The following is a 24,775-nucleotide window of genomic DNA, read 5'->3' as shown; positions in this document are numbered from 1 at the left end:
CGCTGGCTGTATGGACCAGCGGGGAGAGACGGCCCCCGAAGTCGGCTGGCCCGCGCGGCCGGACACCAGCCTCGCGCTGAACCGCATGGGCACGTTCGACTGGGACCTCGACAGCGGACAGATGCACCTCGACCCCACCGCCCTCGAGGTGCTCGACCTGCGCCCCGACGAGTTCAGCGGCACCCCCGACGGACTGCGCGCCCGTCTGGTGTCCGGCGAGGAAGCCCGTATCGACGCACGCGTCGCACAGGCCCTCAAGGAAGGCCGCAGCCACTACGGCGCGTACTTCCGCAGCCGACGACGCGACGGCAGCGCGGGCTGGACCCACATCCAAGGACACATCCTGCGCGACCCGCAGGGCCGCCCGTACCGGATCATCGGCATCCTGCGCGACGCCGCCCACGACCCCGGCGAGCCGGGGGCGGACGGAGCGCACGACGAAGGCCGGCGCCGGATGACCGGGGTGGTCGAACGGACCACCGCGATCCTCGCGCACGCCCGCACCGTCAACGACGTCACGGACGTCCTCAAGGACCCGGAGGCGCTCGGGCACCTCGGGGCGGTCAGCGTGATGCTCGGCGTCGTCGACGGCGGCCGCATCCACCTGGTCGCGGAGGGCCGGTTGGGCTCGTACGTCCCCGAGATCGAGTACACCCGCATCGACGCGAGGTTCCCGATGAGCGAGGCCGTACGGAGCCTGAGCCCGGTCTTCATCGCCTCGCGGGGCGACTTCCGGGAGCGCTACCCGCTGCTGTGGCCCTACATCGAGCCGCTCGACGTGTCCAGCGGCGTCTACCTGCCCCTCATCGCCCAGGGCCGTGCCATCGGCGCGCTCGGACTGCTCTACACCCGCGCCGGGGACTTCACCGCCGAGGAACGCAACGTACTGATGGCGCTGGGCAGCGGCATCGCGCAGAGCCTGCAACGGGCCATGCTCTTCGAGCAGGAACACGACCTCGCCGAAGGCCTCCAGCGGGCCATGCTGCCGCGCCGCATACCGGAGGTCGCCGGCGTCCGGATCGCCGTCCGCTACCGGTCCGCCAGGGTCGGCCGGGACATCGGCGGCGACTGGTACGACGTCATCCCGCTCGGGGAGGGCCGGGTCGGGGTGATGATCGGCGACGTGGAGGGGCACGACACCGGCGCGGCGGCCGTCATGGGTCAACTGCGCATCGCCCTGCGGGCCTACGTCGCCGAGGGACACACCCCGGGCACCGCGATGGCGCGGGCCTCGGCGTTCCTGCGGGAACTGGAGACGGAACGTTTCGCCACCTGCACCTACGCCGAGGTGGACCTGAACACCGGGACGTTGCGCATGGTCCGCGCCGGTCACCTCGACCCGGTCATGCGGCGCGGCGACGGCAGCGCCCACCGCGTCCAGGCGGCGGGCGGCCTCCCGCTCGGGCTGCGCCCGCCCGGCGGCGCCGACGCGCCACCCGGGTCCGGCAACGGCTACCCCGTCACCGCCTTGGACCTGCACCCCGGCGACACCCTGGTGCTGTGCACGGACGGCCTGATCGAGCGTCCCGGGGGCGATTCCGAGACGGGCATGCGCGAGCTGATGGACGCGGTCCGCGACGGCCCCACCGATGTCGAGGAACTCGCCGACGTGCTGTGCGACCTCGTCGGCGACGCGGGCGGCGGCGACGACATGGCGCTGCTCCTGCTGCGCCGCCGAGGCACGCCCGTCCCGCGCGGCGGCGGCCCGTTGCACTACCGGCTCGACCCCGGCGACCCGGGGTCCCCGGCGCACGCGCGGCACCTGATCCGTGCGGCGGCGCAGGCGTGGGGGGCCCGGGACCGCTCGGACGAGATCGTGCTCGCCGCCGACGAGCTGATGACCAACGCCCTGGTCCACACCGACGGCGGCGGCCGGGTCAACCTGCGCCAGACCGCGCAAGGGCGGGTCAGGATCGAGGTGGAGGACTCCAGCAGCGCCCTGCCGCACCGCCGTGAGGCGGGGGAGTGGGCGATGTCGGGACGCGGCCTGCTGCTGGTGGACGAGCTGGCGGACGCCTGGGGAGTGGAACCCAGGGGCGGCGGGAAATGCGTGTGGTGCGAGTTCGACGTGTCCCCGCCCCCGGGCTGAACCTCCCCCGACGGCGCGAATGGCTGAACCCGCGGGCGAGGCGCGCCGAACACGCTCTCGTCGCACGGCCTCCCGTTCGATGCTGCCCGAGTGTCGAACCGAACCGTCCCCCTGCTCGCCTCGCTGGTCTGCGCCGCCCTCGTCGTGGCGCCCCCGGCGCGGGCCGCCGACGACGAGGGCATCGAGACCGCCCGCACCTCCCGACAGATCGCCCCCGGAGTGCGCCTGGAGTCCTACGACCGCCTCCAGGCCGACCGGTGGCTGCGCATCGACGAACTCGTCGCCGACCTCGGCGGACCCGACGGCGTACGGGCCGAGTACCTCGGCGGACCCGGACCGGACCCGGGGCGCCCCGCCACCCTCGCCGAGGCCGCCGCCCGGCACCCGGCCGGTCCCGGGCGACGCGTCGTCGGCGCCGTCAACGGGGACTTCTTCGACATCCGGGCCACCCGGGCCCCCCTCGGCCCCGGGCTGAGCACGGGGCGGCTCCTGCACTCCGCCTCGCCCGGCCCCGGTGGAGGCCTGGCCGTCGGCTTCGGGCCCGAGGGCCCCGGTCGCCTCCTGCGTCTGGGCCTGTCGGGGACCGTGACGCTGCCGGGCGGCGCCGTCCGCGCACTGGCCGGCTACAACGCCGCCCGGCCGCCGGACGGCTTCACCCTCTACACCGCCGACTGGCCCGGCATCCGCATGCCCGCCACCGCGACGCGGGCCGTGGAGCTGCGCGACGGCCGGGTGACCGGTCCCGCCCGGCAGCCGGTCGGCCGCCCCGCCGCCGGCGCCACCCTGCTCACCGCCACGGGGGCCGCGGCGACCGAACTCGCCGCCCTGCGTCCCGGAGACCCGGTCGCGGTGACGGCCCGCCCGGTCGTCGTCTCCGGCGGACCGGCCCCCGAGACGGCTCTCGGCGGACGCGAGCCGCTGGTCCTGGCCGGAGCCGCGCGGAACCACGACGGCGAACCCAACAACGCCGCCGCCCCGCGCACCGCGGTCGGCCTCTCGAAGGACGGGCGGCGGCTGCGTCTGATCACCGTCGACGGCCGCCAACGCGACAGCGGTGGCCTCACCCTGACCGGACTCGGCCGGATGATGCGCCGGCTCGGTGCCTTCGACGCCCTCAACCTGGACGGCGGCGGCTCCTCGACCCTGCTCGCCGGCCGCAGCGGGTCCACCACCCTGACCGTGGAGAACTCCCCGTCGGACGGCGCGCTCCGTCCGGTCCCCAACGGACTCGTCCTCACCGTCCCCGCCGGCACCGGCCGGCTCACCGGGTACCGCGTAGAGCCCGTGGCCGGTCCGGCCCGCGCCTTCCCCGGCCTGACCCGCACGCTGGACGCCACCGGCCACGACTCCGCGGACGGCCCCGCCCCGGGCGCCCCGCGGTGGTCCGCCGCCGGCGGCGGCCGGATCGACCCGGACGGGGTCTTCCACGCGCTGCGGCCGGGCCCCGCCACGGTCATGGCCCGGCGCGGCCCTGCCACCGGCTCGCTGCGCCTGGACGTCCTCGGCCCGCTGGTCCGGCTCCAACCCACCGATGACCGCATCGGCCTCGCCGGGCCCGCCGCGCACGCCCGGTTCGCGCTGACCGGTTACGACGCCCAAGGCGCCGCCGCGCCGATCGAACCCCGGGACGTGACGCTCCGGTTCGACAGCTCCCGCTGGCGCGTCACCGACGACGGCAGGGGCGCCTTCACCGTGACCGCCCGGGTCCCGCACGCCACCGGACGGCTCGACGTCACCGTCCGGGCCACCGGCGCCACCGCCGCGCTCGCGCTCGGCGTGGGCCTGGAGGAGCTGCCGCTCGCCGGCCCCGAGGACCCCGCCCGTTGGACCGGTCCGGGCGCCTCCCCGGCCGCCGGCGCGCTGGCCCTGGCCCCGGCCCGTAGCGGGACGGCGTCCGCCACACCGCCGGGCCCCGTCCCGGTACCGGAGCTCGCCCGTTCGGTGTCCCTGTGGGTGGCGGGGGACGGGTCCGGAGCCCGCCCCACCGTGCACCTGACCGACGCCGACGGGGCCACCCTCGGCCTGCGCGGACCCGCCGTGACCTGGTCCGGGCGACGCCGGATCACCCTGGCACTGCCGAGCGGGGCGCAGCCGCCGCTGACGGTCACCGGGCTCTCGGCGGCCCCCGGCCCCCGGCCCGGCCGGCTGCTGCTGGACACCTTGACCGCCGCCACCCCGCCGACCGGGCCGGCTCCCGCCGTGCGCGCGGCGGTCGATCCCGTGGTGGGCACCGCGGCCCGGGTGGCGGCGCGGCCCTGGCGGTTCGCGGTGCTCCCGCCCGGGCAGGCGCCGCCGCCGGGCGTCGACCTCGTCCTCGGCGGAGGAGGGACCCGCCCCGGGGCCGTACACCGGGGCGTACGGTTCGTGACGCTCGACAGCGGCCGGCGGACGCTGGACCGGGGCGCCGGGCTGGACCGGATGCGGGCGGTGCGCGAGGCGTTGGCGGTAGCCGGCCGGGAACCGGACACGGGCGCGGTGGCCGTCGTGGAACGCCACGCTCCGCAGAGCGTGGACCGCAAGGAGGCCGCCCTGCTGCAAGGACTGCTCGCCGACTTCCGCCGCACCACCGGGAAGCGCGCCGCGCTGCTCACGCTCGACGCGCCCCGCTTCGCGGCCGGCCGCTCCGAGGGCGTCCTGTCCGTCTCGGCGGCCCGCGGGGAACGCACCCTGATCGGTGTCGACGCCTTCGCCGCCGGGGACTGGCTCTCCGTGCGGCCCGACGCCTGAGCCCCGGTCAGAGCCGTACGAGCGTCACCTCGGTGGCCTTGACGCTGGTCCACACCTCGACGCCGTCGACGATCCCCAGCTCGGCCGCGGCCTCGGGGGTGATCTCCGCGACGAGGTCCGGGGCCTCGGTGGACCCGACCAGCACGCGCAGCCGGCTCCCCACGGCGGTCACCTCCCGTACGGTGCCGGGCCACACGTTGCGGGGGCTGCCGACGGGCCGCACCCGGTGCACGGACACCGCCTCCGGGGCGATGATCGCGAGCGCCGGGCACCCGTCGGGCAGTGCCTCGGGCACCACCAGCCGGCCTCCTCCGGCCAGCTTGAGCCCCTCCGCGGTGGCGGTGCCCGGCCAGGCGTTGCGGCCGAGCATCCGGGCCACCCAGGGGGAGCGCGGGTGCCGGGTGACCTCGGCGGGCGGGGCGTCCTGGAGGGTGCGCCCGTCGGCGAGTACGAGGACCCGGTCGGCCAGGGACACCGCCTCGACGGGATCGTGCGTGACGATCAGGCAGACGCCGCCGAAGCCGGCCAGGTGGGTGCGCAGGGTGTGCCGCACGCGCGCCCGCGTCGTCTGGTCGAGGGCGGCGAGCGGCTCGTCGAGGAGCAGCAGTCGGGGGCGCGCCGCGAGCGCGCGGGCCAACGCGACGCGCTGGGCCTGGCCGCCGGACAGTTGCGCGGGCCTGCGCCCCGCCAGGTGGCCGACGCCGAGCCGGTCCAGCCACGCCCGCGCCTCCGCGCGGGCCGTCGCGCGCGGCACCCCGCGGGCGCGCAACCCGTAGGCGGTGTTGGTGAGCGCGCTGAGGTGCGGGAACAGTGCGCCGTCCTGGGGTACCCAGGCCACCTGGCGCCGGTGCGGGGGGAGGGCGCTGACGTCGGTGTCGCCGAGCCGCAGGGTGGCGTGGGCACGCGGGGTCAGGCCGAGCAGGGCCCGCAACAGGGTGGTCTTGCCCGCGCCGTTCTCGCCGACGACGGCGATCGTGGTGCCGGGCCCGGCGTCCAGGGTCAGCTCGTTGAAGCCGGTGACCTCGGCGTGCAGCGGCCACGCGCCCTCGTCGCGGCGTGCGACGGCCGGCTCGACCGGGGCGGAGGGCTCGGGGGCGTCCCCGACGACGGCGACCGCCTCGGCGGAGGTGCTCGCGCCCGGGGCGGCGGTCCAACGACCGCGCAGTGCGATCAGCACGCCCATCGCGATCGCGAGCAGCAGCAGCGATACGGAGGTGGCCGCCTCCGGACTGTCCTGGAGCAGCAGGTACACCTGGAGCGGCAACGTCTGGGTGGTGCCGGGCAGGTTCCCGGCGAAGGTGATGGTGGCCCCGAACTCGCCGAGCGCGCGGGCCCAGGTGAGCGCCGCGCCCGCGATCAGGCCGGGCGCCACCATGGGCAGGGTCACGGTGAGGAACACCCGCACCGGCGAGGCCCCGAGGGAGGCGGCGGTCTCCTCGTAACTGCGCTTCAGACCGCCGAGCGCGCCCTCCAGGCTGATGACGAGGAACGGCATCGCGACGAAGGTGGCGGCGACGACCGCGCCCGAGGTGTGGAACGGCAGGGTGATGCCGAAGGTCCCCTCCAACCACGGCCCGAGCAGCCCCCGACGGCCGAAGCCGAGCAGCAGGGCCACACCGCCGACGGTGGGCGGCAGCACCATCGGGAGCAGCACCAGGGACCGTACGAACGCCTTGCCCTTGAAGTCGACGCGGGCCAGCAGCCAGGCGAGCGGCACCCCGAGGAGGAGCGAGAGGCCGAGCGCCCAGAGGGAGACCAGCAGCGACAGTCTGAGCGCCTGTTCCACGCCGGGGCTGCCCAGGTGGGTGCCCAGCTCGCTCCACCGGGTGCGGGTCAGGATGCCCACGAGCGGCAGCAGCAGGAACGCCACGGCGAGGAGCGCGGGCAGCGCCAGGGCCGCGGGGGGCCGGACGCGGGTACGGAGTCTGCTCATGAGGCGGTTCCTGGCTGGGGGTTCCCGGCGGGGCCGGGGCGCGGGTTTCGGCCGGCGGCGGCGGGTCGACGGGTGGCAGGGACTGCCTGTCCCCCCGGATCAGGCAGTCCCTCCCCGTCTTCGGGCCGCGGACGCCGTTACGGCTTCTGGAAGCCCGCGTCCTGAAGGATCTTCTGCGCCTCGGGCGTGCTCAGCCAAGCCACGAAGGCGGCGGCGGCCTCGCTGTTCTTGGACTGCTTGAGCGTGGCGGCGGGGTAGGAGGCGACCGCGTTCTGGTCGTCCGGGATGTCCACGGTGACGACCTTGTCACCCGACTTGGCGGAGTCCGTCTTGTAGACCAGGCCCGCGTCGGCCTCGCCCAGTTCGACCTTGCTCAGCACGGCGCGGACGTTGGCCTCCTGGGAGACCGGCTTGACCTCGATCTTCTGCGCGTCGAGGATCTGCTTGCTGTAGCGGCCGACGGGCACCTCGGGCGCGGCGAGCACGACCTTGATCTTGGAGTCCGCGAGGTCCTTCAGCTCGTGGATCTTGAACGGGTTGTCCTTGCCGGCGGCGATGACCAGGCGGTTCTTCGCGACGACCGTCGCGTCGTTCGTCTCCGCCCCGAGGCCGTCCATCGTCTTGGTGTCGGCGGTCACCAGCGCGTCGGCCGGGGCCCCCTGCTTGACCTGGGCTGCGAGCTCCTGCGAACCGGCGAAGGAGAAGGTCACCTTCGTGCCCGGGTGGGCCTTCTCGTACGCGGCGCCCGCCGTCTTGAAGACGTCGGTGAGGGACGACGCGGCGAGGACGGTGAGGTTCGCCGCCTTGGGCGCGGCGGAGCCGGAGGAGGAGGCGCTCGGCGAGGCCGCCGCGTCGCTCTTCCCGTCGGCGCCGCAAGCGGCGAGGGCGGGCACGAGGAGGGCGGCGGTCAGGGCGGCGGCCGCGGCGCGGCGACGGGTCTGGGTCGGGGGCATGGGCGGTGCTCCTCGGTCGGGTCGGCGGCCGGCCCGGGTGCCGGGACCGCGCGGTGGTGACCCGCGCCGGGGACGGGCGGAGCGGGTGGGGACGTTCGGTGGGACGAGCGGTGGTGTCGGGCGGTGGCCGCGACCGGGTCAGGCGCGGTCGACGTGCACGCTGGTGGACTTCACGCGGGCGGTGGCCTGCATGCCGACCGCCAGACCGAGCTCCTCGACGGCCTCACGGGTGAGCAGCGACACCAGGCGGTGGGGCCCGGCCTGGATCTCGACCTGGGCTGCCACGTCGCCGAGCGTGACGGCCGTGACGATGCCCGGGAAGGCGTTGCGCGCAGAGGTGTACGGCTCCTCCTCGTCGTTGTGGGCGCCTTGGCCCACCTCGACGGAGAAGGCGGCCAGGGCGCGGCCGTCGATCAGCCGGCGCCCGCCCTCGTCGCGATGGGTGGCGACCCGGCCGGCGTCGGCCCAGCGGCGCGCCGTGTCCGGGCTGACGCCCAGCAGACGCGCGGCCTGTCCGATGGTGTAGGACTGCATGTGCGACAAGGTAGGTGCAGTCTTGGCGCATTTGCAATTCCCTCGGGTGGTTGTACATGGCAGTTGCCGACGGTGTTGTGGTATCCGCCGAAAGTGTTCCGCTTCAGGCCGCCGGTCTCGGTAAGGTCGGGACATGGCTGATGAGGTATCGGGAACGGTCCGGGTGGACGCGTGGATCTGGTCGGTGCGCCTGACCAAGACCCGCTCGACCGCGGCGACGGCCTGCCGCGCGGGTCACGTGAGGGTCAACGGCGAACGCGCCAAACCCGCCCAGGCCGTGCGCGAGGGCGACGAGATCAGGCTCTTCCACGCGGGCCGCGAGCGGATCGTGGTGGTCCGCAGGACCGTGGCCAAGCGGGTCGGCGCGCCGGTGGCCGCCGAGTGCTACATCGACAAGAGCCCGCCGCCGCCCACCCCCGTCGAGGCGGCCGTGGTCGGCATCCGCGACCGCGGCGCGGGCCGTCCGACGAAGCGCGAACGCCGCGAGATCGAAACCCTGCGGGGCCGCTAGGTCCTGTCGTCGACGTAGCGCCGTGGGGCCCGGGGCGTCCGGTGCCGTGCATCGCAAGGCGGAGGGCGCCCGGGTACCGGACGTCTCGGGCGCTCCGATCAACGCGGCGAGGTGCGGTACCGGACGCCCCGGGCCTGGGGGACTCCCAGCGGTAGGCGGGGGAGGGGCTTCGACGACAGGGCGGCCCAGTGCTCGGCCGGCGCCGGCCGAGAGCGGGGCGCCCCGCCGGTCGGCCGTCGCGGATCGCGTCGTGCCCGCCGGTCGGCGCCGGGGATACGCGTAACGTGCCCGCCCGGTCGGCTGTGGGGATTCGCGTACATGCCCGCCCGGTCAGGCCTTGCGGTACGCGTACGCCTCGCCGGCCGCGACCTCCACCGCTTCCAGCGGGGCGCCGGCGGAGGCCGCGACCACCGCGGCCACCGCTCCCTCCAGGAACGGCGCGTCGACCAGTCGGCAGCCGTCCGGAAGCTCACCGTCCACCAGCAGCGACTTGACCGTGAGCACCGAACTACCCAGGTCCGCCAGGATCGCGACGCCCGCTCCCTGGTCCACCTCCCGCACGCCGGCCAGGATCAGCTCCGCGCTGGTGCCGAGCCCGCCGTCCCCGGTGCCACCCGCGACGGCGACGCGGACGGTCGGCGCGCCCCCGGCCAGGCCCCGGGCGAGGTCGGCCACCGAGCGCGCGACCTCGGCGCTGTGCGAGACCAATACGATGCCGACACCGGCCCGCGGCGCGCTCACGCCCGGTCCTCCGCGACCTCGGCGAGGGCGTTCAGGAGCAGGGCCGAGGAGGTCGCGCCCGGGTCCTGGTGTCCGATGCTCCGCTCGCCCAGGTAACTCGCCCGACCCTTGCGCGCCTGGAGCGGCACCGTCGCCCGGGCGCCCTCTTCCGCCGCGTCGGCCGCCGCCCGGTACGAGGTGCCGAGCGCGGCCACCCCCGGCACCAGCGCGTCCAGCATCGTCTTGTCGCCCGGCGCGGCCCCGCCGAGCTGCGCGACCGCGCCCACCCCGGCGTACAGGGCCTGGCGCAGTGCGTCGTCGGAGACCTCGGCGGCGTCGCCGAGCTCCTTGCCCGTGCGCCGCAACAGCGTCCCGTACAGCGGTCCCGACGCCCCTCCCACGGTGGAGATCAGGGTCCGGCCGGCGAGCTGGAGCACCTCACCCGGGGAGGCCACGGCCGGTTCGCCGGAGGCGAGGGCCGCCCGTACGGCCACGAAGCCGCGCAGGAGGTTGCTGCCGTGGTCGGCGTCCCCGATGGGGGAGTCGAGTTCCGTCAGCCGGTCCGCCTCGCGTTCGACCGCCGCCGTGGCGGCGTCCATCCAGCGCCGGAAGAAGTCTGTGTCACGCACCGGATCTCCTCGCCTCACGTCCGCCCGACCGGTCCAGCACCGCCACCATACGATCCGCGGACGCGCGGACGGGGCTTTGACGAGGAGTCCCTCGCGTGCCCTTCGACGGGGAGCGGGGACCGGCCGACCGACCGCCGCTCACCGCCCCCACCGCAGGGCGGCGGTCTGGACCGGGGCGTCCCACAGCCGCAGCAGTTCCTCGTCGGCCCGGCACAGGGACACCGAGCACCCCGCCATGTCCAGGGAGGTGACGTAGTTGCCGACCAGGCTCCTGGCGACCGGCACCCCGCGCTCGGACAGCACCCGGGCCACCTCCGCGTGGAACCCGTACAGCTCCAGCAGCGGGGTCCCGCCCATCCCGTTGACCAGCGCGATCACCGGCCCGTCGGCGGGGCCCACCTGCGCCAGGTCGTCCAGTACGGCGCCCACCGCCACGTCCGCGATCTCCCGCGCCGTCATCATCGCCCGCCGCTCCCGGCCGGGCTCCCCGTGGATCCCGATGCCCAGTTCGAGCTCGCCGACGGGAAGGTCGAAGGTGGGACTGCCCTTCGCGGGCGTGGTGACGGCGCTCAGCGCGACACCGAAGCTCCGCGAGGACTCGTTGACCCGGCGGGCGAGCGCCGCGACCTGATCCAGGGGCGCGCCCTCCTCGGCGGCCGCCCCGGCGATCTTCTCCACGAACAGCGTCGCACCGGTACCGCGCCGCCCGGCGGTGTACAGGCTGTCGGTGACGGCGACGTCATCGTTGACCAGCACCTGCTCGACCCGCACACCGTCCTCGCCCGCGAGGTCGGCGGCCATCTCGAAGTTCAGCACGTCGCCCGTGTAGTTCTTGACGACGAACAGCACGCCCTGCCCGGAGTCGACCGCCGCGGCGGCCCGCACCATCTGGTCGGGCACCGGCGACGTGAAGACCTCGCCGGGGCACGCGGCCGACAGCATGCCCGGGCCCACGAACCCGGCGTGCAGCGGCTCGTGGCCCGAACCGCCCCCGGAGACCAGTCCGACCCGTCCGCCCGTCTTCGCGTCCCGCCTTACGACGACCCGGCGCTCGACGTCGACGTCCAGGTCGGGGTGCGCGGCGGCCAGCCCGCGCAGCGCGTCGGCGACGACGGTCTCGGCACTGTTGATCAGCATCTTCACGAGAATCTCCCGGTGCGGCTGGTGTGGTGCGCGTGTCTGTCCATGCTGACGGTAGGCGGCCCCAGGCCGGGGACGACACCCCACAGGGCGGCGCCGAACCGGACGGCGGGCCTGGCTCCCGGGGCGGGGACAGCCACTTCCAGCGTCCCACCTCGGAGTGCCGGACGCCCTGCGGGCGGGCGCGGTACTGGCCCCCCGTCGCCCTCGGGGGTGAAGGGGCAATCCGAACGCCCGACGGCGCCGAAGACCCGGCGTGGGGATCGACCGAGCCACCGTCGACCACCTCCCACCCCTCGTCCGGACGGCCACCACGCGGGCCGTCACAGCAAGGAGAGCGACCCTCGTGAACAGCCTTCGTCTCCGCCGCACGGCCCTCGTCCTCGCCGCCGCGGCCACCCTCCCCTTCGCCCTCGCCGCCTGTTCCTCCGGTTCGGACCAGGCGTCGGGCGCGGGGAGTGCCGCCTCCGCGCCGGCCGATCCCGCGGCCGACGCCTCCGCACCGGCCGCGGCGGTGGACGCGCCGTTCGGTCCGGCCTGCGCCGGCGTGCCCAAGGAAGGCGCGGGTTCCTTCGACGGGATGGCCAAGGACCCGGTCGCGACCGCGGCCTCGAACAACCCGGCGCTGTCCACGCTCGTCACGGCCGTCAAGAAGGCCGGGCTGGTGGACACGCTCAACAACGCCAAGGACATCACCGTGTTCGCGCCGACGAACGACGCCTTCGCGAAGATTCCGAAGGCCGACCTGGACAAGGTCCTCGCCGACAAGGCCACCCTGACGAAGATCCTCACCTACCACGTCGTCGGGCAGGCGCTCGCGCCCGAGCAGTTGGAGAACGGCTCCTTCGAAACCCTCCAGAAGGGCATGATCACGACCAGTGGTTCCGGTACCGCATACAAGGTCGACGACAGCGCGAACGTGGTCTGCGGCAACGTCAAGACCGCCAACGCCAACGTGTACATCGTCGACACCGTCCTGATGCCCAAGCAGTGACGGCGGCCGCCGGTGCCCCGGCCGGCGGCGTCTCAGGCGCCCTGTTCCCTGAGCCGGCGGCCGACCTCTCCGAGGCCGGCCGCCAGCGCGTCGAGCTGTTCGGGGGTCAGGACGTCGACGAGGATCTCGCGGACGGTCGCCACGTGGCCCGGCGCCGCCTCCTCCAGCCGGGCCAGCCCGGCCTCCGTGAGGACGGCGAAGACGCCGCGCACGTCCGAGGGGCAACTGCGGCGGCGGACCAGACCCGCCTTCTCCATCTGGGTGATCTGGTAGGTCAGCCCGCTCTTGGAGTTGATCAGCCCGTTGGCCAACTCGGTCATCCGCAGTTCGCGGTCGGGCGCGGCGGCGAGCCGGACGAGGATCTCGTACTGGGGGTGCGAGAGCCCGGCGTCCTCCTTGAGTTGCTGGTCGAGGCGGCGGTTCACCAGGGCGGAGGCGGCGAGGAAGCCGCTCCAGGCACGCATTTCGCGTTCGTCCAACCATCTCGTCCCAGCCATGACACCAGCCTACACGTGTTGTTCCAATTTGAATCAATGGCTTAGGGTCGTGGAACCGACGGTTCGAATTTGAACAAAAACGTGAACCGCCGCCGACCGGAAGGATTCCCCATGACCAGCGCCTCCGCCACCAAGACGACGGCTCCGGCCACCGCCCCGGCCACCCCCGCCTCCATCCCTGCCCCCGCGACCGCCTCCGCCGTCCACGACGTCGGCCTGCTGCTCCTGCGCCTGGTCCTCGGCCTCACCATGGCCGCCCACGGCAGCCAGAAGCTGTTCGGCTGGTTCGACGGCGGCGGCATCAGCGGCACCGGCCGCTTCTTCACCGCGAGCGGCTACCCGGCCGGTGACGCCATGGCCGCGCTCGCCGGTCTCACCGAGACCCTCGGCGGTCTCGGCCTCGCCGCCGGGCTGCTCACCCCGCTCGCCGGTGCCGCCGTCGTCGGGACCATGATCAACGCGATCGCCGTGCACGGCGCCGGATCGTTCTTCGCGCCCAAGGGCATCGAGTACGAACTGCTGCTGACCGTCGGCGCCGCCGCCCTCGCCCTCACCGGCCCCGGCCGTTACGCCGCCGACCGCCTGCTGCCCGTCACGGCGCTGCGGACGCCCCGCCCGGCCCACCGCGTCCTCGCCGCCGCCCTCGGCGTGGCCATCGGGGCGGCACTGCTCCTCGTACGGAACTGACGACGCGGTCCCGCCTCCCCCACGAGCCCCACGGGACCCGAGCGGCGCACGGACCTGATTGGCCCCCCGCGTTCAGGGGAAGGTCGCACAAATGACACAACCCATCGAAGACTACGCACTCATCGGCGACCTGATGACCAGTGCGCTGGTCGGCCGGGACGGGTCCATCGACTGGCTGTGCCTGCCCCGCTTCGATTCGGCCGCCTGCTTCGCCTCCCTCCTGGGCGACGAGGAGAACGGCCACTGGCGCATCGCCCCGGCGGGCGCCGCGGAGGGCGAAGGGTGCACCCGACGCGCCTACGTCGACGACTCGCTCATCCTGGAGACCTTCTGGGAGACCGAGGACGGCACGGTCAAGGTCACCGACTTCATGCCGCAACGCGATGTCATGCCCGATGTCATGCGGATCGTCGAAGGGGTGTCCGGCGAGGTCACCGTGCGCAGCACCCTGCGTCTGCGGTTCGACTACGGCAGCATCGTCCCCTGGGTCCGGCGACGCGACGGAGACCGGGTCGCCATCGCCGGACCCGACTCCGCCTGGTTCCGCAGCGTGCCGCCCGTACGCACCTGGGGGCAGGGCAACAGCACCCGCTCCGAGTTCACCGTCGCCGCCGGCGAACAGGTCGCCTTCGTCCTGACCTGGCACCCCTCGCACGAGCCGCGACCCACGCCCCTCGACCCGTACGAGGCGCTCGAACAGAGCCTGGCCGACTGGCGCGACTGGGCCTCCCGATGCGCCTACGTGGGCCCGTACCGGGAAGCCGTCGTCCGCTCCCTGATCACCCTCAAGGCACTGACCTACGCGCCGACCGGCGGCATCGCCGCCGCCGCGACGACTTCCCTCCCCGAGGAAATCGGGGGCGTGCGCAACTGGGACTACCGCTACTGCTGGCTCCGCGACGCCACGCTCACCCTGGGCTCCCTGCTGGCCACCGGCTTCCACGACGAGGCCCGCGACTGGCGGGCCTGGCTGCTGCGCGCCGTGGCCGGCGACCCCGCCGACCTCCAGATCATGTACGGGATCGCGGGTGAGCGCAGGATTCCCGAGACCGACCTCCCCTGGCTGCGCGGCTACGCCGGGTCCGCCCCGGTCCGCCTGGGCAACGCGGCCGTGGACCAACTCCAACTGGACGTGTACGGGGAGGTCCTGGACGCCCTCTACCTGGCGCGGGTCGCCGGGCTCCCCACCGAACGGCACGCCTGGAGCATCCAGCTCGCGCTCCTCGACTTCCTGGAGCGCCACTGGCGCATGCCCGACGAAGGGCTATGGGAGGTCCGCGGACCCCGCCGGCACTTCACCCACTCCAAGGTGATGGCCTGGGTCGCCGCCGACCGCGCCGTCAGGACGCTGGAACACGACCCCTCGCTGCCGGGTGACGTGGAACGCTGGCGGGCCATGCGGGACGAGGTCCACGCCGACGTGTGCGCGAACGCGTACGACAGCGAGCGCAACACCTTCACCCAGTACTACGGCTCGCGCGAACTGGACGCCGCGACCCTGCTCATCCCCAGGGTCGGGTTCCTGCCCCCCGACGACCCGCGTGTGATCGGGACCGTCGACGCGGTGCGCGACGAACTCGGCGCGAGCGGGTTCGTCCGCCGCTACAGCACGGAGGGTCCCTCCGTCGACGGACTGCCCGGCGACGAAGGCGTCTTCCTCGCCTGCTCCTTCTGGCTGGCGGACGCCCTGCACCTGACGGACCGGAGCAAGGAGGCGCGCGAGCTGTTCGAGCGGCTGCTGGACGTCTGCAACGACGTGGGCCTGCTGGCCGAGGAGTACGACCCCGTCGCCGGTCGCCAGCTCGGCAACTTCCCGCAGGCGTTCAGCCACATCGGGCTGGTCAGCACCGCGCTCCTGCTCGGCTGGGGGCCGCCCCGGGACTGATACGACGGTGCCGGTGCCGGGAACCCCCGGCACCGGCACCGTCGATCGGACGCTCCGCCACGGCCCGCACCCCGCGGGCCGGGCGACCCCGCCGCGAGCGGACGCTACGCGGCGGTTACCGCGGCCTCCGCCTCGTCCTCGGCGTCCTCCGGAATGCTCACCAGCCAGCGGCTGTCCTGGCGCGGACGCAGGTACAGGGCCCAGTACAGGGTCGCCACCGCGGTGATCCCGCCCGTCCACAGCAGGTAGCGCGTCTCCTGCTGCGTGAGGATGTAGGCGAACACCGCGATCAGCAGCACCGGCACGGCCGGCCACAGCGGCATGCGCCAGGCGGCCTTCTCGCGGTGCGCCCCGCGACGGCAGAACAGCGCGGCCACGGCGACCAGCAGGTACATGCCGGTCACCGAGACGCCGGTCACCCCGTACAGCGTGTCCAGGTTGACGAAGCACATCGCGGCGCCCGGGAGCCCGACCAGCAGCGTCGCCACCCACGGCGAGCCGAAGCGACCGAGCTTGGCCAGGGCGTTGTTGACCGGCTCCGGCCACGCCTTGTCACGGGCCGAGGCGAACAGCACGCGGGAGTTCTGGATGACCATGACGATGCCCGCGTTGATGATGGCGAGGGCGACGCACAGGCTCACGAAGGTGCCGACGGCCGAGTTCGACCAGGCGGTGACCATCCCGCCGAGGTCCCCGGCGCTCAGCGCGTCCAGGTCCGGGGCGCCCACGGTGATGGCGATGACCGGGACCAGGATCACGGCGGTGGAGATGGCGAGGGTGGCGAGCACCGTCCGGGGGACGTTGCGGCGCGGCTTCTCCAGCTCCTCCGACAGGTAGACGGCCGTCGAGAACCCCTGGGTGACGAACAGGGCGATCGCGAGACCGGAGACGACCATCATCGCCGTCACCGTCGACGTGCCGCCGCCCTCGGCGGCCACCGAGCCGTGCACCAGCGCGTCGGCGCCCCGCTCGCTGTGGGCGAAGCCGAGCACGGCGACCAGCGCCGCGGCCACGACCTCCAGCACCAGGAAGATGCCGGTGATCCAGGCGTTGGCCCTCAGGTCCAGCAGGCCGGCGAGGGTGGCGAGCAGCATCACGGCGCCACCGGCGACCGGGGCGGGTATGTGGACCACCGGGGCCAGGTAGTCGGCCGTGCCCATGGCGATCACGGGCGGCACGATCATCACGACCAGCAACGAGAGCACGAAGACCAGCCAGCCCGCGAGCTTGCCCGCCATGGTCGACACCATCGCGTACTCGCCGCCGGCGCTGGGGATGAGTGTGCCCAGCTCCGAGTAACAGAACGCCACGCCGATACAGAGCAGCGAGCCGATGGCGATGGTGAGGGCGGTCCAGGTGCCGAGGCCGGCGAACAGGTCGGGAACGACCACGAAGAGCGTCGAGGCGGGTGTCACGCACGAGAGCGTGAGCAGCGTTCCGCCGACCACGCCGATGGAACGCTTCAGTTTTTGGGGGACGGGCGCGGTCGCCGGGGCGAGGGCTTGCGGGGCGCTGATCGTGTCAGTCATCGGTGCGGTGTTCCGATCGGCAGATGCGGGGGAGTGAGCGCGGGAGCGGTATCGCCTCCGGGGCGGTGGTGAGCAGGGTGTTCCAGTGGCTCCCGGGCCGTCATGCAATCTCCGCGAGATCCGCAGGTCAAGAGCTGTTCATGTGCGGATTCCCTTGTCCGCGGACCGTCGGTAACCCCTTTCCGGCGTCAAGGCGGCGTAAATACTGCCCCGGCGGGGGTACGGGAACCGCACCTAGATCAGCGTGAATTTTCCTCCGCTTTGCCGAGCGGGCGCCCGTTCGTGACCACCGCGGGCCCTCTCGGTCGGTCCGGTGCGCCACGCCAGCAGCAGGGCGATGTCGTCGGGCCGGTCACCGGTGGCGCCGGCCCCGCCCGCCAGCCGGTCGGCCGTCTCGGTCAGCGGGACGGGGCGGGCGGCCGCCAGCGCGACCCGCAGCCGTTCCACCCCGGCGTCGATGTCGGTGCCCGGCACCTCCACCAGGCCGTCCGTGTACAGGGCGAGCAGCGCTCCCGGCTCCAACGCGAACTCCGTCACGGGGTACGAGGCGGCCGCGTCGACACCGAGCACCACCCCGCCCCGCAGGTTCAGCACCTCCGTCCGGCCGCCGGGATGGCGCAGCAGCGGTTGGGGGTGGCCGGCGCGGACGGCCCGGGCCCGTCCCGTGGTGCGGTCGAGTTCGACGTAGCAGCAGCTCGCGATCTGGCCGGGGTCCAAGTCGATCAACAGTCGATTGGTGCCGCGCACCACCTGCTCCGGCGCGTTGCCGCCCAGTGCGAAGGCCCGTACCGCGCTGCGCAGCTGCCCCATCGTGGCCGCGGCGGCCACCCCGTGGCCCTGGACGTCGCCGATGACCAGGGCCAGGGTGTCCGGGCCGGTCTCAGCGACGTCGTACCAGTCGCCGCCGACGTCCATGCCGACCGTCCCGGGCAGGTACCGGCCCACGGTGACCACGTGGTCGCGCACCGGCAGCCGGTGCGGCAGCAGCGCCGACTGGAGCCCGCGGGCCAGCGCCGCCTCGCTGTCGTAGCGCCGGGCCCGCTCCAGGGCCTGCGCGATCAACCCCGCCAGCGCGGTGAGCACCGTGCGCTCCTCCGCGCCGAAGCCGCGCGGTGTGTCGAAGCCGAGGATGCAGGAGCCCACCGGGCGGCCCGAGGCGATCAACGGCAGGAACGCGCGGGCCCCCACATGGGTGTCGAGGGGAATCCCCGGGTAGGCCGCGGCCAGGTGCTCCATCGACTCGAAGAACAGCGGACGGCCCGTCGTCAGGGTCTCCACGCCGGGCAGTCGCACGTCCAGGCCCACTCCGTCGAAGCGGTCCAGGAACCCGCGCGGGAAGCCGGTCTCCCACGCCAGGTGCAGATGGCGTTCGTCCAGCAGGTAGATCGCCAGCTGGCGACCGCCGAAGGCCGGCAGCAGTTCCTCGGTCACCACCGCCGACACCTGGCGGGCGGTCACCGCCTCGGTCAGCGCGATCGCCAGCGCCACCGGCCGGTACAGGGCGGAGGAGGACCCTTCGGCAGGGGAGCCGGACCCCTCCGTCCCCGGGGCGTACCGGTCCGACCCGGCGGAGCCCACCGTCACCGTGACCCCGTCGGGCCCCGGGTACAGTCCCACCGACAGCCACGTCCCGGCCGGGGGGTGTCCCTGCCGCGCCACGAAGTGGACCGGTTCGCGGGCCATGAAGACCGCGCGGAAGTGGTCCTCGTACGCCGGATGACCGAGCCAGGGCAGGGCCTCCCACAGCACCTCCCCGAGCAGCGGCCGCCCCTCGGTGGCGGAGAGGGCCGCGGCGGCGGCGTTCGCGTAGCGGATCCTGCCCTGGCGGTCCATCGACAGCACGGCCTGTGCGAGGCGGTCCACGGCCGTCTCCGCACCGCCCCGGGGGACGGGCGGCGGCGGGGAGAAGGGATCGCCGTCCCAGAGCACCGGCTCGCCGCCCGCGGTGAGCGCCGCCAGCTCGGCCGCCAGCCGCGCCGCGACGTTCCGCATCCGTTCCCGATGCTCCGGCTCGACCGCGACGCCGGGCGTCGCCGGCCGCAGCACCATCAGCACCCCGAACCGCTCGTCCCCGGCGGTGACGGGCTCGTACAGCGAGCCGAACGTGAACGGCAGCCCGGCCGTCAGCTGGGGGAAGCGCCGCATCGCCGACTCGGCGTCGGGCAGGTGCACCGCCTGCCCCGAACGGAACGCCTCCGCGACGGGATACGGACGGTTCACGTGCATCCGCCACCACGGCCGGAACAGCCGGCCCGGGAGCCCCTCCAGCGCGGCCAACCGCAACAGCCCGTCCGTGCGCGTGCGCAGGTACACCCCGCCCGCGTAGCCGCCCACGGCCTCCACGGCGGACATGGCGGCCCGTGCGAGCACCCGGACCAAGGCGTCGGTGGTCGGGCTGCCGCTGTCGGGTCTCGCCGTCACACAGCCAGGATGCGCCCGGCGCGACGGGCCCGCACCCGCCGCACGGCCCCGTACGCCGCACCGACTGACCCGAACGCCTCCCCCGTGCGGGGGACGGTCCGCCCCCGACGGCTGTCCGCCGCGCCGTCGCCGGGGAGGCTCTGGGACATGCGACAGCAGTACGACACGTCGAAGCCCCGGGCCGCCTTCTCGGAAGCCGACGCCCTCACCCTGCGCACCGCGCTGGACGCGCTCGGCGGGGTCCGCGGGCTCGACGCCCTCGACCTCCCCTGCGGGCACGGAGGCACCGCGCGGCTGCTCGCGAGCGGCGGTGCCCGGCGGACCGTGGGCGTGGACGACTGCCCCGACCGCATCCGCCGGGCCCGCGAGGCCCAGCGGGACGAGCGGATCGAGTACGTGGTCGCCGACGCCGCCGGAATGCCGCAGCTGGGCCCGTTCGACCTGGCCACCGCCGTCTATCTCTTCAACCAGGCCCCCGACCGGCAGGCGCTGCACGCCCTGTTCCGGTCCGTACGGGCCAACCTGCGGCCCGGGGGCCGGCTGCTGGCCATCGTGCCGAACCCGGGGGCGTTCCCGTGCCCGGACTGGTCCCCGTACGGTGTCCGCGTCCTGCATCGCGAACCGCACGACGAGGCCCCGCTCGTGCGGGCGCAGTTCGTCGCCCATCCCGACGCCCACTTCGAGTTCCGCGCCTGGACGCACGCCGACTTCTGCGAAGCGGCGGTCGAAGCCGGGTTCGCCACGGCCGGCTGGCAGCCCGTACGCACCCCGCCGCCGGACGCGGAACGCGACGAGGCCTTCTGGGCGGCCTACCGGGCCCGGCCCGTCAGCTCCCTGATGACCTGCCTGGCCTGACCGTGGGACCGGTGACGCGGCGCCGCCCGTACGGGCCGCCGCGCCGTCGAAGGGTCACACCCGGGCCGTGCCGTCGCCGCTCACAACTCCGCGGCGGCCCTGACCAGCTCCACGATCCGGTCGCGGGCCGCCCGCCCCTCCGGGACGGGCAACAACGGGTAGCCGTGCGGCAGGCCCGCCGCCTCGTGGAACTCCACGTCCACCCCGCCCTCCCGCGCCCGTCGCACCAGCTCCCGGCTGTCCGTCGTCAGCACGTCCCGGGTCCCCGTGAACACCGTCAGCGGCGCCAGTCCCGTGAACGACCCGTGCAGCGGGCTCACCCGGGGGTCGTCCGCGGCGAGGGTGCCCGCGTACAACCGCCCCGCCTCGACCAGCCCCGACCGGGCCAGCAACGGGTCGGCCCGCTCGATGTCCTCCTGCGCGGGATGGCTCATCGTCACGTCCAGCCACGGCGAGATCAGCACGATGCGGGACGGCTGCGCCCCCGTGCGGTCCCGCAGCCGCTGGGCGGCGGCCAACGCCAGACCGGCTCCCGCCGAGTCCCCGATCAGGACCGTCCCGCCCGCGCCACCGCCCTCGATGAGACCGCTCAGCAGGTCCGCGGCGACCGGGACATTGCGGTCGGCGGTCCCGCGCGGCGCCAGGATGTAGGCCGGTACGACGACGCGGGCCCGGGCCCGCTCGACCAGGGTGCGGATCATCGACCAGTGCGGCCGGACCAGTTCGTTGATGTACGCGCCACCGTGCACGTACAGAACCTGCGCCACCGCCTCGACGCCGCCCGGCGAGATGTCGTACACCGGCCACGCCCCGACGAAGGCCCTGGAGACCTCGGCGATCCGGCCCAGCGAGCGGGGCGGCAGATGCGACGCCGGCCGTCGGGCGGTCCGCGCCACCCTCGCGCGTACCGCCTCGGCGCTCGCGAACCGTCTTCGCCGCCCCGTCGCGATCAGCGCGACCGACAACGCCCTGCTGCGCAGACTCGGCACGCCCCCCCACCTCCCCGTTCCCCTGCTCCCGGCCCGGTCCCGGCCGGCCCTGCCCCGTCACCTGAGGAGCATAGGCGTGAAGCTGCGCTGTCGACCCGCTTAAGAAAGTCTCGATGGACCGATCACCGGGCCGATCGGCAGATTGGTCCCGTCACACACCGACACCGCGCGGGCCCGCACGCCCGCGACGGCACCCCTCGCATGCCTGGAGCCACCCCATGAAGGCACTCGTCAAGCACAAGGCCGAACCCGGGCTGTGGCTCATGGACGTCCCCGAGCCCGAGTACGGTCCCGGCGACGTGCTGATCAAGGTGCTGCGGACCGGGATCTGCGGGACCGACCTGCACATCCGGGCCTGGGACGGCTGGGCGCAGGGCGCCGTCAAGACGCCCTTGGTGCTGGGTCACGAGTTCGTGGGTGAGGTCGCCGCACTCGGCGCGGACGTCCGGGACATCGAGATCGGCGCGCTCGTCAGCGGCGAGGGCCACCTGGTCTGCGGCAAGTGCCGCAACTGCCTGGCCGGGCGCAGGCACCTGTGCCGCAGCACGGTCGGCCTCGGCGTCGGCCGGGACGGCGCGTTCGCCGAGTACGTGGTGCTCCCCGCGCAGAACGTCTGGGTGCACCGGACCGCCGTGGACCTGGACGTGGCGGCCATCTTCGACCCGTTCGGCAACGCCGTGCACACCGCACTGTCCTTCCCGCTGGTGGGCGAGGACGTCCTGATCACCGGCGCCGGCCCGATCGGCATCATGGCGGCCGCCGTCGCCCGGCACGCCGGCGCGCGCAACGTCGTCATCACCGACGTCAGCCCCGAACGCCTCGACATCGCCCGCAAGGCGGGCGCGACGCTCGCCCTGGACGTGCGGGAGGCGTCGATCGCCGACGCGCAGGCCCGGCTGGGGCTGCGCGAGGGATTCGACGTCGGCCTGGAGATGTCCGGCCGCCCCGAGGCCATGCGCGACATGATCGACAACATGACGCACGGCGGCCGTATCGCCATGCTGGGCCTGCCCGCCCAGGAGTTCCCCGTCGACTGGGCCAAGGTCGTCACCTCGATGATCACCATCAAGGGCATCTACGGCCGCGAGATGTTCGAGACCTGGTACGCGATGACCGTGCTGCTGGAGGGAGGCCTGGACCTCAGCCCGGTCATCACCGGCCGCTACTCCCACACCGAATTCCAGGCCGCCTTCGACGAGGCGTCGACCGCGCGCAGCGGCAAGATCATCCTGGACTGGACGGCCTGACCGCCGCCGGGGGACTCGGGGCGGCCCATCGCCGCCCGATCCCCCGGGAACCCGGCCCGGACCGTGCCCGTACCCGGACCACGTCCGTCCCCGGCCCCGGCCACCACCCCTTCCGCCGGGCCCCGCACCCGCCCCTCCCGGCGGGGCCCGGCCCCCTCCCTCCGCCGACCAGGAGAAAGAGAGCACCGCCCCATGTTCGAGACCGTCCGCGCCGACCTGCGCACCACCCTCGACGAGATCCGGTCCGCCGGCCTGCACAAGCCCGAGCGCGTCATCGGCACCCCGCAGAGCGCGTCCGTCGCGGTCACCTCCGGCGGTTCCGCCGGCGAGGTCCTGAACTTCTGCGCCAACAACTACCTCGGGCTCGCCGACCACCCCGAGGTGGTCGCCGCCGCCAAGGACGCGCTGGACCGCTGGGGCTACGGCATGGCCTCCGTCCGCTTCATCTGCGGCACCCAGGAGGTCCACAAGGAGCTGGAGGCCCGCCTGTCGGCGTTCCTCGGCCAGGAGGACACGATCCTCTACTCCTCCTGCTTCGACGCCAACGGCGGCGTGTTCGAGACCCTGCTCGGCGCCGAGGACGCGGTGATCTCCGACGCCCTCAACCACGCGTCGATCATCGACGGCATCCGCCTCTCCAAGGCCCGTCGCCACCGCTACGCGAACCGCGACATGGCGGAACTGGAGACCCGGCTCAAGGACACCCAGGACGCCCGCCGCCGCCTGATCGTCACCGACGGCGTGTTCTCGATGGACGGCTACGTCGCCCCCCTCGCGGAGATCTGCGACCTCGCCGAGCGCTACGACGCCATGGTCATGGTGGACGACTCGCACGCCGTCGGCTTCGTCGGCCCCGGCGGTCGCGGCACCCCCGAGCTGCACGGGGTCATGGACCGCGTCGACATCATCACCGGCACCCTCGGCAAGGCCCTCGGCGGCGCCTCCGGCGGCTACGTCGCGGCCCGCGCCGAGATCGTCGAGTTGCTGCGCCAGCGCTCGCGCCCGTACCTCTTCTCCAACTCCCTCGCCCCGGTCATCGCGGCCGCCTCCCTCAAGGTCCTGGACCTGCTGGAGTCCGCGGGCGACCTGCGCGAACAGCTCGCCGCCAACACCGAGCTGTTCCGTACGAAGATGGCCGCGGCCGGGTTCGAGATCCTGCCCGGGGACCACGCCATCGCCCCGGTGATGATCGGCGACGCGGCGGAGGCGGCCCGGATGGCGGAACTCCTCCTGGAGCGCGGCGTGTACGTGATCGGCTTCTCCTACCCGGTGGTGCCGATGGGCGCGGCCCGTATCCGCGTCCAGCTGTCGGCCGCCCACTCCACGGCCGACGTCGAGCGCGCGGTGGCCGCCTTCGTCGACGCCCGCGCGGCCCTCGCGACGGCCGGGGTCTGAGCCGACCGGGTCCCGGGCGCCCGTCCTGGCGCCCGGGGACCCGGGACCGCCCGGACCGCCCGGACTGCCGGGACTGCCGGGACTGCCGGGACCCCGTACCGCCCGGACCTGCGACAATGGCGGGGTGATCGACCCCCGCCGGCTGCGTGTCCTGCGGGCCGTGGCGGACCACCGTACGGTGACCGCCGCGGCCGCGGCCCTGTACCTGACCCCGTCCGCCGTCTCGCAGCAGCTCGCGGCGCTGGAGCAGGAGACCGGGCACGCCCTGCTGACCCGCAGCGGCCGGGGCGTGCGCCTCACCGCCGCCGGGGAGATCCTGCTCGGCCACGCCCACGAGGTGCTGGCCCAGCTGGAGCGCGCGGAAGCCGAACTCGCCGCCTACGCGGGCGGTTCGGCGGGCGAGGTCACCGTGGCCGCCTTCGCCACCGGGATCGCCGAGGTCCTCGCGCCGGCGATCGTCCGGCTGGCCGCCGCCCACCCGGGCATCCGGCTGCGGGTGCGCGACGCGGAGGGCGACCAGAGCCTGCCGCTGTTGCTGGACGGCGAGGCGGACCTGGCCCTGGCCGTGGAATACCGGGGCGCCCCCGGCGCGGACGACGGCCGGCTGTCCGTCCTCCCGCTGTACGCGGAACCCTTCGACGCGGTCCTGCCCGTGGGGCACCCCCTCGCCGGCCTGCCCTCGGTATCGCTCGCGGAACTGTCCGACTCGGACTGGGTGGGCCAGTACCCGAACAACCCCTGCCACGACGTGACGCTGCTCGCCTGCGAACTGGCCGGGTTCCAGCCCCGCTTCGCCCACTGCTCCGACGACTTCCGCGCGGTGACGGCCCTGGTGGGCGCCGGCGTAGGCGTCGCCCTGGTCCCGCGCTCCGCGCTGCGCGGCATGGACCTCAAGGAGGTCCAGGTCCGCCCGGTCTCCGGGCCGGCCGCCACCCGCCGCGTCTTCGCGGCGACCCGCCGGGGCGCGGAGACCCACCCACTGATCGCCCCGGTCCTGGCCGCCCTGGCCCGCGAGGCGGAACGTGTCCCGGCGCACTGAG

20 protein-coding genes are annotated in these 24,775 nt (G+C 74.3%); 10 read left to right on the top strand and 10 right to left on the bottom strand.

The genetic code is table 11. The features are described from left to right. Window positions 1-10 precede the first annotated feature (10 nt). Window positions 11-2,089, top strand: a complete 2,079-nt coding sequence (locus E6R62_RS03755) for a SpoIIE family protein phosphatase (protein ID WP_136211313.1) — start codon at window positions 11-13, stop codon at window positions 2,087-2,089. 90 nt (window positions 2,090-2,179) lie between these two features. Then, complete coding sequence (locus E6R62_RS03750) at window positions 2,180-4,816, top strand: phosphodiester glycosidase family protein (protein ID WP_136211311.1); 2,637 nt, start codon at window positions 2,180-2,182, stop codon at window positions 4,814-4,816. 7 nt (window positions 4,817-4,823) lie between these two features. Here the strand turns inward: E6R62_RS03750 and E6R62_RS03745 are convergent, their stop codons facing one another. The 3 genes from E6R62_RS03745 to E6R62_RS03735 all read right to left on the bottom strand — a co-directional run bounded on the left by E6R62_RS03745 (window position 4,824) and on the right by E6R62_RS03735 (window position 8,236). Then, window positions 4,824-6,749: an ABC transporter permease gene (locus E6R62_RS03745; protein ID WP_136211309.1), complete on the bottom strand. Its 1,926-nt coding sequence runs from the start codon at window positions 6,747-6,749 to the stop codon at window positions 4,824-4,826. 137 nt (window positions 6,750-6,886) lie between these two features. Beyond that, window positions 6,887-7,702 (bottom strand): molybdate ABC transporter substrate-binding protein, encoded by an 816-nt coding sequence (modA, locus tag E6R62_RS03740; RefSeq protein WP_136211307.1) that lies wholly within the window; start codon window positions 7,700-7,702, stop codon window positions 6,887-6,889. A gap of 138 nt (window positions 7,703-7,840) precedes the next feature. Beyond that, the gene (locus tag E6R62_RS03735) at window positions 7,841-8,236 is read right to left on the bottom strand and encodes a molybdopterin-binding protein (RefSeq protein WP_136211305.1); all 396 of its coding nucleotides are present in this window, start codon (window positions 8,234-8,236) and stop codon (window positions 7,841-7,843) included. A 133-nt stretch (window positions 8,237-8,369) separates the two neighbouring features. On the opposite strand from E6R62_RS03735, the gene E6R62_RS03730 reads away from it, so the two are divergent. Beyond that, window positions 8,370-8,747: an RNA-binding S4 domain-containing protein gene (locus tag E6R62_RS03730; RefSeq protein WP_136211304.1), complete on the top strand. Its 378-nt coding sequence runs from the start codon at window positions 8,370-8,372 to the stop codon at window positions 8,745-8,747. 330 nt (window positions 8,748-9,077) lie between these two features. Here the strand turns inward: E6R62_RS03730 and E6R62_RS03725 are convergent, their stop codons facing one another. The 3 genes from E6R62_RS03725 to dhaK all read right to left on the bottom strand — a co-directional run bounded on the left by E6R62_RS03725 (window position 9,078) and on the right by dhaK (window position 11,233). Further along, complete coding sequence (locus tag E6R62_RS03725) at window positions 9,078-9,488, bottom strand: PTS-dependent dihydroxyacetone kinase phosphotransferase subunit DhaM (RefSeq protein WP_136211302.1); 411 nt, start codon at window positions 9,486-9,488, stop codon at window positions 9,078-9,080. Then, complete coding sequence (gene dhaL / locus E6R62_RS03720) at window positions 9,485-10,096, bottom strand: dihydroxyacetone kinase subunit DhaL (RefSeq protein ID WP_136211300.1); 612 nt, start codon at window positions 10,094-10,096, stop codon at window positions 9,485-9,487. Before dhaL ends, E6R62_RS03725 begins: the two co-directional genes overlap by 4 nt. Before the next feature lie 138 nt (window positions 10,097-10,234). Then, window positions 10,235-11,233: a dihydroxyacetone kinase subunit DhaK gene (gene dhaK / locus E6R62_RS03715; RefSeq protein ID WP_136211667.1), complete on the bottom strand. Its 999-nt coding sequence runs from the start codon at window positions 11,231-11,233 to the stop codon at window positions 10,235-10,237. A 349-nt stretch (window positions 11,234-11,582) separates the two neighbouring features. Between dhaK and E6R62_RS03710 the strand changes: the two genes are divergently transcribed. Then, window positions 11,583-12,230 carry a fasciclin domain-containing protein gene (locus E6R62_RS03710; RefSeq protein WP_136211298.1) on the top strand — a complete coding sequence of 216 codons (648 nt, stop codon included), beginning with the start codon at window positions 11,583-11,585 and terminating at the stop codon, window positions 12,228-12,230. Between the two features lie 32 nt (window positions 12,231-12,262). Here E6R62_RS03710 and E6R62_RS03705 read toward each other — a convergent pair whose 3' ends face one another. Continuing rightward, window positions 12,263-12,727 carry a MarR family winged helix-turn-helix transcriptional regulator gene (locus E6R62_RS03705; protein WP_136211296.1) on the bottom strand — a complete coding sequence of 155 codons (465 nt, stop codon included), beginning with the start codon at window positions 12,725-12,727 and terminating at the stop codon, window positions 12,263-12,265. Window positions 12,728-12,838: 111 nt separating this feature from the next. Between E6R62_RS03705 and E6R62_RS03700 the strand changes: the two genes are divergently transcribed. Both E6R62_RS03700 and E6R62_RS03695 read left to right on the top strand, forming a co-directional pair. After that, window positions 12,839-13,414 (top strand): DoxX family protein, encoded by a 576-nt coding sequence (locus E6R62_RS03700; RefSeq protein WP_136211294.1) that lies wholly within the window; start codon window positions 12,839-12,841, stop codon window positions 13,412-13,414. 91 nt (window positions 13,415-13,505) lie between these two features. Next, a complete protein-coding gene (locus E6R62_RS03695) occupies window positions 13,506-15,299 on the top strand; it encodes a glycoside hydrolase family 15 protein (protein WP_136211292.1) in 1,794 nt (597 codons plus the stop codon). 104 nt (window positions 15,300-15,403) lie between these two features. Here the strand turns inward: E6R62_RS03695 and E6R62_RS03690 are convergent, their stop codons facing one another. After that, on the bottom strand, window positions 15,404-16,828 hold the full coding sequence (locus E6R62_RS03690; RefSeq protein ID WP_136211290.1) for an APC family permease: 1,425 nt from the start codon (window positions 16,826-16,828) through the stop codon (window positions 15,404-15,406). 234 nt (window positions 16,829-17,062) lie between these two features. Continuing rightward, window positions 17,063-19,180: a SpoIIE family protein phosphatase gene (locus E6R62_RS03685; protein ID WP_240801467.1), complete on the bottom strand. Its 2,118-nt coding sequence runs from the start codon at window positions 19,178-19,180 to the stop codon at window positions 17,063-17,065. A 216-nt stretch (window positions 19,181-19,396) separates the two neighbouring features. Here E6R62_RS03685 and E6R62_RS03680 point away from each other — a divergent pair, with 216 nt between their 5' ends. Further along, window positions 19,397-20,104: a bifunctional 2-polyprenyl-6-hydroxyphenol methylase/3-demethylubiquinol 3-O-methyltransferase UbiG gene (locus E6R62_RS03680; protein WP_136211288.1), complete on the top strand. Its 708-nt coding sequence runs from the start codon at window positions 19,397-19,399 to the stop codon at window positions 20,102-20,104. Between the two features lie 80 nt (window positions 20,105-20,184). Here E6R62_RS03680 and E6R62_RS03675 read toward each other — a convergent pair whose 3' ends face one another. Further along, window positions 20,185-21,093, bottom strand: a complete 909-nt coding sequence (locus E6R62_RS03675; RefSeq protein ID WP_136211286.1) for an alpha/beta hydrolase fold domain-containing protein — start codon at window positions 21,091-21,093, stop codon at window positions 20,185-20,187. 218 nt (window positions 21,094-21,311) lie between these two features. Here E6R62_RS03675 and tdh point away from each other — a divergent pair, with 218 nt between their 5' ends. The 3 genes from tdh (at window position 21,312) to E6R62_RS03655 (ending at window position 24,774) form a co-directional block, all read left to right on the top strand. Further along, complete coding sequence (gene tdh / locus E6R62_RS03670) at window positions 21,312-22,340, top strand: L-threonine 3-dehydrogenase (RefSeq protein WP_136211284.1); 1,029 nt, start codon at window positions 21,312-21,314, stop codon at window positions 22,338-22,340. 192 nt (window positions 22,341-22,532) lie between these two features. Further along, window positions 22,533-23,735, top strand: coding sequence for a glycine C-acetyltransferase (locus tag E6R62_RS03660; protein WP_136211282.1), 1,203 nt, complete (start codon window positions 22,533-22,535; stop codon window positions 23,733-23,735). A 124-nt stretch (window positions 23,736-23,859) separates the two neighbouring features. Next, window positions 23,860-24,774 (top strand): LysR family transcriptional regulator, encoded by a 915-nt coding sequence (locus tag E6R62_RS03655; RefSeq protein WP_136211280.1) that lies wholly within the window; start codon window positions 23,860-23,862, stop codon window positions 24,772-24,774. Window position 24,775 lies beyond the last annotated feature (1 nt).

Source organism: Streptomyces sp. A1136, from assembly GCF_004795055.1.
GTDB lineage: Bacteria > Actinomycetota > Actinomycetes > Streptomycetales > Streptomycetaceae > Streptomyces.
Note: the sequence above shows the minus strand (reverse complement) of the source record. Positions and strands in the feature narration are given on the sequence as shown.

Excerpts from the sequence above, each read along its gene's own strand:
- tdh (WP_136211284.1), top strand. The coding sequence starts at position 21,312 with ATGAAGGCACTCGTCAAGCACAAGGCCGAACCCGGGCTGTGGCTCATG.
- E6R62_RS03745 (WP_136211309.1), bottom strand. The coding sequence starts at position 6,749 with ATGAGCAGACTCCGTACCCGCGTCCGGCCCCCCGCGGCCCTGGCGCTG.
- E6R62_RS03705 (WP_136211296.1), bottom strand. The coding sequence starts at position 12,727 with ATGGCTGGGACGAGATGGTTGGACGAACGCGAAATGCGTGCCTGGAGC.
- E6R62_RS03700 (WP_136211294.1), top strand. The coding sequence starts at position 12,839 with ATGACCAGCGCCTCCGCCACCAAGACGACGGCTCCGGCCACCGCCCCG.
- E6R62_RS03690 (WP_136211290.1), bottom strand. The coding sequence starts at position 16,828 with ATGACTGACACGATCAGCGCCCCGCAAGCCCTCGCCCCGGCGACCGCG.
- E6R62_RS03755 (WP_136211313.1), top strand. The coding sequence starts at position 11 with ATGGACCAGCGGGGAGAGACGGCCCCCGAAGTCGGCTGGCCCGCGCGG.
- modA (WP_136211307.1), bottom strand. The coding sequence starts at position 7,702 with ATGCCCCCGACCCAGACCCGTCGCCGCGCCGCGGCCGCCGCCCTGACC.
- dhaK (WP_136211667.1), bottom strand. The coding sequence starts at position 11,233 with ATGCTGATCAACAGTGCCGAGACCGTCGTCGCCGACGCGCTGCGCGGG.
- E6R62_RS03660 (WP_136211282.1), top strand. The coding sequence starts at position 22,533 with ATGTTCGAGACCGTCCGCGCCGACCTGCGCACCACCCTCGACGAGATC.
- E6R62_RS03735 (WP_136211305.1), bottom strand. The coding sequence starts at position 8,236 with ATGCAGTCCTACACCATCGGACAGGCCGCGCGTCTGCTGGGCGTCAGC.
- E6R62_RS03685 (WP_240801467.1), bottom strand. The coding sequence starts at position 19,180 with ATGTCCGCCGTGGAGGCCGTGGGCGGCTACGCGGGCGGGGTGTACCTG.
- E6R62_RS03680 (WP_136211288.1), top strand. The coding sequence starts at position 19,397 with ATGCGACAGCAGTACGACACGTCGAAGCCCCGGGCCGCCTTCTCGGAA.
- E6R62_RS03695 (WP_136211292.1), top strand. The coding sequence starts at position 13,506 with ATGACACAACCCATCGAAGACTACGCACTCATCGGCGACCTGATGACC.
- E6R62_RS03730 (WP_136211304.1), top strand. The coding sequence starts at position 8,370 with ATGGCTGATGAGGTATCGGGAACGGTCCGGGTGGACGCGTGGATCTGG.